At 53.2% G+C, this 3,087-nt stretch carries 1 rRNA gene; it reads left to right on the forward strand.

The features are described 5' to 3' along the window. The first annotated feature begins 146 nt into the window (after positions 1 to 146). A 23S ribosomal RNA gene (locus tag BMW59_RS21185) occupies positions 147 to 3,085 on the forward strand. Positions 3,086 to 3,087: the final 2 nt, after the last annotated feature.

The following is a 3,087-nucleotide window of genomic DNA, read 5'->3' on the forward strand; positions in this document are numbered from 1 at the left end:
ATTTGACCTTTGAAAACTGGATAACGAAAGACTGATGAATAAATCACCGGTTTGACACATGGTTTGAACACTGTTCAGATGATGAGTGAACCGAGTGTCTTAGAAGAAGGCCAAGAAAGACGTCCATTAAACAATTAAGTTTAAATGGTTAAGCTAGAAAGGGCGCACGGTGAATACCTTGGCACTAGGAGCCGATGAAGGACGGGACGAACACCGATATGCTCCGGGGAGCTGTAAGTAAGCTTTGATCCGGAGATTTCCGAATGGGGGAACCCGCCGCCTGTAATGAGGCGGTATCCACACCTGAATCCATAGGGTGTGAGAAGGCAGACCTGGGGAACTGAAACATCTTAGTACCCAGAGGAAGAGAAAGCAAATGCGATTTCCTGAGTAGCGGCGAGCGAAACGGAAACAGCCCAAACCAGAAGGCTTGCCTTCTGGGGTTGTAGGACACTCCATACGGAGTTACAAAGAGTCAGCGTAGGTGAAGCGACCTGGAAAGGTCCGCGGGACAAGGTAAAAGCCCTGTAGCCGAAACGCTGACTCCTCCGGAGTGGATCCTGAGTACGGCGGGACACGTGAAACCCCGTCGGAATCCGGGAGGACCATCTCCCAAGGCTAAATACTCCCTAGTGACCGATAGTGAACCAGTACCGTGAGGGAAAGGTGAAAAGCACCCCGGGAGGGGAGTGAAAGAGATCTTGAAACCGTGTGCCTACAAGTAGTTGGAGCCCGTTAATGGGTGACAGCGTGCCTTTTGTAGAATGAACCGGCGAGTTACGATCCCGTGCAAGGTTAAGTCGAAAAGACGGAGCCGCAGCGAAAGCGAGTCTGAACAGGGCGTCAAAGTACGTGGTTGTAGACCCGAAACCGGGTGATCTACCCATGTCCAGGGTGAAGTCCAGGTAACACTGGATGGAGGCCCGAACCCACGCACGTTGAAAAGTGCGGGGATGAGGTGTGGGTAGGGGTGAAATGCCAATCGAACTCGGAAATAGCTGGTTCTCCCCGAAATAGCTTTAGGGCTAGCCTCGAGGGAAGAGTGTTGGAGGTAGAGCACTGATTGGACTAGGGGTCCCTACAGGATTACCGAATTCAGTCAAACTCCGAATGCCAATCACTTATCCTCGGGAGTCAGACTGCGAGTGCTAAGATCCGTAGTCAAGAGGGAAACAGCCCAGACCATCAGCTAAGGTCCCCAAGTATACGTTAAGTGGAAAAGGATGTGGAGTTGCTTAGACAACCAGGATGTTGGCTTAGAAGCAGCCATCATTGAAAGAGTGCGTAATAGCTCACTGGTCGAGTGACTCTGCGCCGAAAATGTACCGGGGCTAAACGTATCACCGAAGCTATGGATGGACACCGATGGTGTCTGTGGTAGGGGAGCGTTCCAAGGGCGTTGAAGCATGATCGCAAGGACATGTGGAGCGCTTGGAAGTGAGAATGCCGGTATGAGTAGCGAAAAGAGGGGTGAGAATCCCCTCCGTCGAAAGCCTAAGGTTTCCTGAGGAAGGCTCGTCCGCTCAGGGTCAGTCGGGACCTAAGCCGAGGCCGAAAGGCGTAGGCGATGGCAAACAGGTTGATATTCCTGTACCACCACGTTTCCATTTGAGTGAAGGGGGGACGCAGGAAGGTAGGGTAAGCGCACTGTTGGATATGTGCGTCGAAGCAGTGAGACTGGCAAGCAGGCAAATCCGCTTGCCATAAGGTTGAGCTGTGATCGCGAGTGAAATTTTAGTAGCGAAGTTCCCGATCCTACACTGCCAAGAAAAGCCTCTAGCGAGGAAGCTGGTGCCCGTACCGCAAACCGACACAGGTAGGCGGGAAGAGAATTCTAAGACGCGCGGGAGAACTCTCGTTAAGGAACTCGGCAAAATGACTCCGTAACTTCGGGAGAAGGAGTGCTCCCTGGGGTGAATAGCCCGGGGGAGCCGCAGTGAACAGGCCCAAACGACTGTTTATCAAAAACACAGGTCTCTGCGAAGCCGCAAGGCGAAGTATAGGGGCTGACACCTGCCCGGTGCTGGAAGGTTAAGAGGAGGGGTTATCCCTTACGGGAGAAGCTCTGAATTGAAGCCCCAGTAAACGGCGGCCGTAACTATAACGGTCCTAAGGTAGCGAAATTCCTTGTCGGGTAAGTTCCGACCCGCACGAAAGGTGCAACGATTTGGGCACTGTCTCAACGAGAGACCCGGTGAAATTATATTACCTGTGAAGATGCAGGTTACCCGCGACAGGACGGAAAGACCCCATGGAGCTTTACTGTAGCTTGATATTGGATTTTGGTACAGCTTGTACAGGATAGGTAGGAGCCTTGGAAGCCGGAGCGCCAGCTTCGGTGGAGGCACTGGTGGGATACTACCCTTGCTGTACTGAAATTCTAACCTCGAGCCGTGATCCGGTTCAGGGACAGTGTCAGGTGGGCAGTTTGACTGGGGCGGTCGCCTCCTAAAAGGTAACGGAGGCGCCCAAAGGTTCCCTCAGAATGGTTGGAAATCATTCGCAGAGTGCAAAGGCATAAGGGAGCTTGACTGCGAGACATACAGGTCGAGCAGGGACGAAAGTCGGGCTTAGTGATCCGGCGGCACCGTATGGAAGGGCCGTCGCTCAACGGATAAAAGCTACCCTGGGGATAACAGGCTAATCTCTCCCAAGAGTCCACATCGACGGGGAGGTTTGGCACCTCGATGTCGGCTCGTCGCATCCTGGGGCTGAAGTAGGTCCCAAGGGTTGGGCTGTTCGCCCATTAAAGCGGCACGCGAGCTGGGTTCAGAACGTCGTGAGACAGTTCGGTCCCTATCCGTCGCGGGCGCAGGAAATTTGAGAGGAGCTGTCCTTAGTACGAGAGGACCGGGATGGACACACCGCTGGTGTACCAGTTGTTCCGCCAGGAGCATCGCTGGGTAGCTACGTGTGGAAGGGATAAGTGCTGAAAGCATCTAAGCATGAAGCCCCCCTCAAGATGAGATTTCCCATCACTTTATGTGAGTAAGATCCCTCAGAGAAGATGAGGTTGATAGGTCTCGGGTGGACGCATGGCGACATGTGGAGCTGAGAGATACTAATCGATCGAGGGCTTAACCAAAA

Source organism: Salipaludibacillus aurantiacus, from assembly GCF_900111295.1.
Classification (GTDB): Bacteria; Bacillota; Bacilli; order Bacillales; family Salisediminibacteriaceae; genus Salipaludibacillus; species Salipaludibacillus aurantiacus.